Annotated in this window: 5 protein-coding genes; all 5 read right to left on the bottom strand. The window is 72.2% G+C overall.

What is annotated here, in order from left to right; translation table 11 throughout:
* Positions 1–10: 10 nt before the first annotated feature.
* A complete protein-coding gene (locus C667_RS20015; RefSeq protein WP_004379016.1) occupies positions 11–352 on the bottom strand; it encodes a c-type cytochrome in 342 nt (113 codons plus the stop codon).
* Positions 353–641: 289 nt separating this feature from the next.
* On the bottom strand, positions 642–2,039 hold the full coding sequence (locus C667_RS20010) for a sigma-54-dependent transcriptional regulator (RefSeq protein WP_039922429.1): 1,398 nt from the start codon (positions 2,037–2,039) through the stop codon (positions 642–644).
* Entirely contained in the window at positions 2,032–4,176 is a 2,145-nt protein-coding gene (locus C667_RS20005) for a XylR N-terminal domain-containing protein (RefSeq protein ID WP_004379012.1), read from the bottom strand. Before C667_RS20005 ends, C667_RS20010 begins: the two co-directional genes overlap by 8 nt.
* A 263-nt stretch (positions 4,177–4,439) precedes the next feature.
* Entirely contained in the window at positions 4,440–4,655 is a 216-nt protein-coding gene (locus C667_RS20000; protein WP_039922427.1) for a hypothetical protein, read from the bottom strand.
* A gap of 2 nt (positions 4,656–4,657) precedes the next feature.
* On the bottom strand, positions 4,658–5,260 hold a 603-nt coding region (locus C667_RS19995), incomplete at its 5' end, for an ATP-binding domain-containing protein (protein ID WP_039922426.1).

The following is a 5,260-nucleotide window of genomic DNA, read 5'->3' as shown; positions in this document are numbered from 1 at the left end:
TGGTCGGCTCCTACTGCGCTTTCGTGGCGGGTGCTGCGGGGGAGGCCGGCGCGGCGGACGTGGCGGGTGATTGGGACACCCAGCGCGCGACGCTGGCGAGCGCGGCGTTGTCGATCTCGCTGCTGCGGAAGCTCGGCATCGCGCGGAAGCCGTGGCGCACCACGTTCTCGATGTAGGCCACGGGCAACTCGCGGCCGAGGATCGCCGGGCCGACGCCTGCGTCATGGCAGAAGCCGCACACCTTGGCGTAGGTGCGGTCGCGCTCCTGCGCGGGAGGATCGGCCGCGAGGGCGAGCTGGGCACCGCCCAGCACGAGGCTGGCGACGAGGATTCGGGTCTTGTTCGGCTGCATGGTTCTCCTCCTTGGCTGGGGTATGGATTCCCCGTTGGAGGAGTACAAAGCAAGGGGCGGGCCAGGGTGTGCCGGATGGTTGAAGATCCAACAATTGCGCGGATCGTGCGTGTGTCGCCGGGCTGTCGAGCTGCGGGAAGGGTGTTGCGGTTTGCGACAGCGGCGCCCGCGGGGAGGGCCAGGGAGAGGGCGAGGCCCGCGCCGGCCAAGGGTTGCGGACCTCGCGTCGCATCCTGCGACAGTGTTGCAGGATGCGACGGGGACGCGCTGCGACGCGCCTCGCGTGTCGCTAGGGTCGCGCGGCTTCTTCCGCCTGCGCGCGCAGCAGGCGGTAGATGGTCGAGCGCGCGATGCCGAGCCGGGCGGCTGCGGCGCTGACGTTGCCGTCGAGCTTGTCGACCACCCAGCGCAGGTAGGCCTGCTCCATCTCGGCGAGCGGGACGATGCGCTCGAAGCCGCCGCGGCCGCTGCTCGCGGCCGTTGTGGCACCCGGGTGCAGCAAGGCGTCGATGCGGGCCGCGTCGATGCGGTCGCCGTCGGCGAAGACCAGCAGGCGCTCGATCACGTTGCGCAGCTCGCGCACGTTGCCCGGCCAGGCATGGTCGATGAGGCGCTGCAGGGCCTGGGGCTCGACGCGCGGGGCGGGCGTGCCGGGATGGCGCCGCACCGCCTGGCGCAGCAGGTGCTCGACCAGCAGCGGGATGTCCTCGCGGCGCTCGCGCAGCGGCGGCACGACGATATGGACGACGTCGAGCCGGTACAGCAGGTCGTGGCGGAAGCGGCCCTCGCCGACGAGCGCCTCGAGGTCGCGGTGGGTGGCGGCGATCACGCGCGCGCCGGTGCGGCGCACGGCGCTGGCGCCGAGCGGGCGGAACTCGCCGCTGTCGAGCACGCGCAGCAGCTTGGCCTGGCAGGCCAGCGGCAGCTCGCCGATCTCGTCGAGGAAGAGGCTGCCCGCGCTCGCGAGCTCGAACAGGCCCTCGCGGTCCGCGCTCGCGCCGGTGAAGGCGCCGCGCTTGTGGCCGAAGAGCTCGCTCTCGACCAGCTCGCCCTCGAGCAGGCCGCAGTTGACCGGCACATAGGCCTCGCCCGCGCGCCGGCTCCAGCGGTGCAGCGCCGCGGCCACCACCTCCTTGCCGGCGCCGCTCTCGCCGGTGAGCAGCACCGGCACGTCGAGCGCCGCCGCGCGCCGCACCTGCTCGAGCATCTGCAGCCACGCCGGGCTGTCGCCGACCATGCCGTCGTCGTCGCGGCTGCGCCGGCGCTGAACCTCGACCGCGAGCGCGTCGCAGCGGCGCGCGAGCGCGCTGCGTTCGAGCGCGCGCGCGACCACGAGGTCGAGCTCGGTGAGCTGGTAGGGCTTGGTGAGGTAGTCGAAGGCGCCCAGCTTCATCGCCGCGATCGCGCTGTCGATGCTGCCGTGGCCGGTCAGCACCACGACCTCGGTGCGCGGCGCGAGCTGCTTGATGCGCTCGAGCAGCTCGATGCCGTCCATGCCCGGCATCTTGATGTCGATGAGGGCGAGCTCCACGCCACCTTCTTCGATGCAGCGCAGCGCCCCCTCGCCGTCGCCGGCCTCGCTGATGCGGTAGCCCTGGCGGCCGAGGCGTCCGCCGAGCAGCTCGCGGTAGAGCTCCTCGTCGTCGACGATCAGGATGTGACGTGCGTTCACGGGTCGATCACTCATTCCTTGCGGCTCCCGCTCCGTCCTCCGCCAGTGGCAGCGCCAGGCGGAACCACGCGCCGCCCTGCGGCCGGTTGCCACAGGCGATGCGGCCGCCCAGCTCGTTCATGATCGCATAGCAGATCGACAGGCCCAGCCCGGTGCCCTTGCCCGGCGGCTTGGTGGTGAAGAAGGGATCGAAGACGTGCTCGGCGACCCCCGGCGCGAAGCCCGGCCCGCTGTCGCCGATCTCGAGCTCGATGCCCTCGCTGCCGGCGCGCGCGAGGATGTCGATGCGTCCGCTGCCGTTCATCGCGTCGCAGGCGTTCTTGATCAGGTTCTGCAGCACCTGTTCGAGCAGGGCCGGGCTGGTCCCGGCCTGGGGCAGGCCGGGGGCGATGTCGACCGCGAGCTCGATGCCGCGGGTGAGGCCGGCGTCGTTGAAGAAGGCCAGGCGCTCGGCGACGAAGAGGCCGACGTCCACCGTCTCCAGGCTGGCGCTCTGGCGGCGCGAGAAGGCGAGCAGGTTGGCGGTGATCGCCTTGCAGCGGTGGGCTTGCTGCTGGATGGTGGCCAGGCCGCGACGCAGCTGCGCGACCCGCCGGTCGTCGCCGAGCGGCGCGCCTTCGTCGAGCAGGGCCTGGAGCTCCTCGGCATAGCCCGACACCAGGCCGAGCGGGTTGTTGATCTCGTGCGCCACGCCCGAGGCGAACTGGCCGAGCGCGCTCAGGCGGTTGGCCTGCGCGAGCTCGCGCTCCATCTGCCGGCGCGCGGTGATGTCGCGCGCCACGCCGATCACGCCCTCGGCGACGTCGCGGCCGACGAAGAGGGTGGAGTTGACCTCCAGCACCACGCTGCCGCCGTCGCGTCCGGCGAGCGCGATCTCGAAGGGGCGCCCGGCCTCGCCGGCGATGCGGCGGGCGAAGTCGCGCTCGATGCGCGCCGCCGATGCGGCCGGCATGAAGTCGCCCACCGCGTGCCCGATCGCCGCCTCGGGCGCGGCGCCGAGCAGCTCGGCCATGCGGGTGTTGACGAAGCTCAGCCGGCCCTGGCCGTCGAGGATGTAGACCGCCTCGTTGATCACGTCCTGGACCTGCTGCTCGCGCGACTCGATGCGGCGCGCGTACTCGGTGAGCTCGCGCTCGCGCTCGAGCTGGGCGCTGATGTCGAGCGCCAGCCCGCTGTAGCCCACGATGCGATCGTCCTTGAGCACCGGCTCGACCTGTAGCCGCACCGGGAAGGGCAGGCCGGCGGCGTCGCGCATCACCAGGTCGAGCGTGGTGGTGCTGCGGCGCGCGGCGATCTCCTTGAGGAAGGCGGTCGCGCGCGCGGTGTAGTCGGGCAGCACGAGGTCCTTCAGGCGCAGCGCGGGGAGCTGCGCCTCGCTCACCCCGAGGCGCAGGCGCGCCGCCTTGTTCAGGTGCAGCAGGCGCCCCGAGGCGTGCAGCGCGAACGCCATCTCGGGGAGGTCCTCGATGAGGTTGCGGTAGCGCTGCTCCGAGGCCTCGAGCTCGCGGGTGCGCTCGTGCACCCGGCTCTCGAGCAGGTTGATGCGGTCGCGCAGGTTGAGCGGCTTGAAGTATTCGCGCAGGCCGGCGAGCTCGGGGGCGCAGTCGCTGGCGTTCATCAGCGTCCACGCGCAGTGCGGGTCGCCGCGGCCCTCGCACGCCGTCTCCACGCAGATCATGTCGGCCTCCAGCACCCGCGAGGCGAAGCCCGAGGCGTAGCCGGTGAGCGTCCAGCACACCGGCTCGTCGGAACGACCGAACAGGCGCAGGTGCTGCTCGGCCTCGTAGGAGTGCCGCCAGCGCCCGCTCATGCGGTAGCGCCCCCTGGCGCGGTCGAGCTCGAGCGCGTCGGGCTCGACCTCGGCGATGCCCGAGAACATGTGGGTGCGCGGTCCGCCGAGGATGAACTCCTCCAGGCTGTCCGGGTGCATGTAGGCGGCGAGTAGCTCGGCGTCCTCGTAGCCGCAGCTGAAGCCGTAGCGCGTGAGCACCACCTTGGCGATCTCGCTGCCCAGCGTCTCGACCAGCTCCTTGCGCAGCGCGCCCATCGAGTCGGCATGCACGAGGATGGCGCGCCGCCCGCAGAAGCGGATCGCGCCGCTCTCCGGCATGAAGTCGATCAGCGCGTTGAAGTCGAGCTCGTCCGAACGCATCGCCAGCAGGACCTCCGTGCGGCCAGGGAAGAAACCCGGCGGGCGCCAAGCCGGCCCCCGGGGACGGCGCAGTCTCGCGCAATTCGCCAGACCCGTCCACGCCGCGAGCGATGCGGGGGGTGGTCGTGTGACGGCGAGGCCGTGTTCGCGCCTGCCGGCGCTCCTACATGAACCACCGCGCGTCCCGGACCTCCTGTAGGAGCTGCGGCAGCTGCGAACCCGGCGGTCGGGCAAATGACGCACGTGCAGCACTCCACCGCCGCTCATTCCTCCGCTTCTTCTTCCTCGTCTTCCCCCACCACCGCATCCACACCCGCGGCGGCGACGTCCACCGTGGTCTCGACCACGGTCGCGGTGACGCTGACGGCGGTGGCGGCGACCGTGACCACGGCGCCGGCGACCGCGGTGACGGCGCAGCCGCCGAGGGAAAGCGCCGCAAGCAGGCACAGCACCAGGTTGCGTGCAGCGGAAATCGTCATCGTCATTCCATCGTGCCTTGAAAGCCCAGCAACCCGCTCTCGCGCCGGGTCGCCTGCAACACGCCATTCTCCAGCAAGCCCTCGCGTTCGGCCACCAGGCTGATGGCCTTGCGGGCGCGGGTGATCGCGGTGTAGATCAGCTCGCGCGTGAGCACGTTGCCGCTCTGCGCGGCCAGCACCAGCGCCGTGTGCTCAAACTCCGAGCCCTGGCTCTTGTGCACCGTCATCGCGAACGCCGTCTCGACGTGGGCGAGGCGGCTCACCGCCACCGAGCGCAAGGCCTCGCCGTCGAGGAAGTGCACGCGCAGGCCGCCGCCCTCGGCCGCCGGCAGGGTGATGCCGATGTCGCCGTTGAAGACGCCGAGCGCGGGGTCGTTGCGGGTGACCATGACCGGGCGCCCGGCGTACCAGCTGCCGCGCGGCGACAGCAGGCGCGCGCGCGCGAGTGCGTGCTCGATCGCGCGGTTGAGCCCGGTCACGCCCCAGTCGCCCTCGCGCACCGCGCACAGCACGCGGAAGCGGTCGAAGGCCTTCAGGATGTCCGTCGCCCACGCCGCGTGCGCCGCGCCGTCCTTGCCCGCGGGCCCGCGCGCGAGCCGCTCCAG

Origin of the sequence: Thauera phenylacetica B4P, from assembly GCF_000310225.1 — a bacterium.
Taxonomy (GTDB): domain Bacteria; phylum Pseudomonadota; class Gammaproteobacteria; order Burkholderiales; family Rhodocyclaceae; genus Thauera; species Thauera phenylacetica.
Note: the sequence above shows the minus strand (reverse complement) of the source record. Positions and strands in the feature narration are given on the sequence as shown.

Excerpts from the sequence above, each read along its gene's own strand:
- C667_RS20015 (WP_004379016.1), bottom strand. The coding sequence starts at position 352 with ATGCAGCCGAACAAGACCCGAATCCTCGTCGCCAGCCTCGTGCTGGGC.
- C667_RS20010 (WP_039922429.1), bottom strand. The coding sequence starts at position 2,039 with ATGAGTGATCGACCCGTGAACGCACGTCACATCCTGATCGTCGACGAC.
- C667_RS20005 (WP_004379012.1), bottom strand. The coding sequence starts at position 4,176 with ATGCGTTCGGACGAGCTCGACTTCAACGCGCTGATCGACTTCATGCCG.
- C667_RS20000 (WP_039922427.1), bottom strand. The coding sequence starts at position 4,655 with ATGACGATTTCCGCTGCACGCAACCTGGTGCTGTGCCTGCTTGCGGCG.